Source organism: Paenibacillus darwinianus (assembly GCF_000598065.1).
In the GTDB taxonomy this organism is placed as follows: domain Bacteria; phylum Bacillota; class Bacilli; order Paenibacillales; family Paenibacillaceae; genus Paenibacillus_I; species Paenibacillus_I darwinianus.
The window spans coordinates 15,939-16,909 of sequence record NZ_KK082177.1 but is presented as its reverse complement, the minus strand read 5'-3'; the positions used below and the strand labels follow the sequence as shown (position 1 = coordinate 16,909).

At 60.0% G+C, this 971-nt stretch carries 2 protein-coding genes and 1 pseudogene; all 3 read right to left on the bottom strand.

The window, feature by feature from the left end:
* Positions 1-176: pseudogene (locus tag BG52_RS10910) on the bottom strand (7-carboxy-7-deazaguanine synthase QueE); the annotation flags it as partial.
* Position 177: 1 nt separating this feature from the next.
* Positions 178-609: a 6-carboxytetrahydropterin synthase QueD gene (gene queD / locus BG52_RS10905; protein WP_036667253.1), complete on the bottom strand. Its 432-nt coding sequence runs from the start codon at positions 607-609 to the stop codon at positions 178-180.
* Between the two features lie 32 nt (positions 610-641).
* The coding region (locus BG52_RS16505) for a 7-cyano-7-deazaguanine synthase (protein WP_036667252.1) at positions 642-971 on the bottom strand (330 nt) is incomplete at its 5' end.

Genomic DNA, 971 nt, shown 5'->3' with positions numbered 1-971 from the left:
AGCAGCCGAATGTCATCCTTCGCGGAGCCGTCCCATGTAAAGGCCGAATCGCACCAGGCGCAGCTGTAATCGCAGCCGGCGGTGCGGACGAACATCGTTTTCTGCCCGATGACGAGGCCTTCACCCTGCACGGTCGGTCCGAATATTTCCAATACGGGAATCGCGCGGCCCGCCATATCAGCGCACCGCCTTCGGCCGGTAGACGACGTAACTGGACGGCGTTTCACGCAAAAACACCTGCAGGCACCGCGGCTTGTTCGGCTGCACGTCCAAATGCTCCTGCACGATCTCCCAGATCGTCCGGGCCATAATTTCCGTCGTCGGGTAGCGACCCGGATCGGCGTCGTCAAACAGCTCGTCTTCGTTGACGGTATGGTGATCGAACCGTTCGTGGATCAGCTTTTTGACCGTCGAGAAATTGACGAGAAAGCCGCTGCCGTCCAGCTCGTCGCCGGCGATCGTGACATTCGCGAAATACGTATGGCCGTGAACGCGCCGGCACTTGCCCGCGTCGTCATGCGGGATGTAGTGGGCCGCGGCGAAATGCATATCTTTGTTGAGCTCGTACGCATAGTCATGCGCGACCGGGGGGTAAATCTGCTGCAGCATTGTCGTAACGCCTCGTTCCTAAGTTAATATAATCAAGCTTTACCGCTGTTGCCGCCTCTGCGCTCCAAATAAGCCTCCAGCCCGCCCCGCCGCAGCCGGCACGCCGGACACTCGCCGCAGCCGTCCGCGATGATGCCGTTGTAGCAGGTCAAAGTGCGGGAGCGGACGAAATCGAAGGCGCCCAGCCGATCGGCCAGCTCCCACGTTTGCGCCTTGTCGAGCCACATGAGCGGCGTATCGACGACGAACGGATAATCCATCGCCAGATTCAGCGTGACGTTAAGCGATTTGATGAAAATGTCCCGGCAGTCCGGGTAGCCGCTGAAATCGGTCTCGCAGACGCCGGTCACGATATGGCGGGC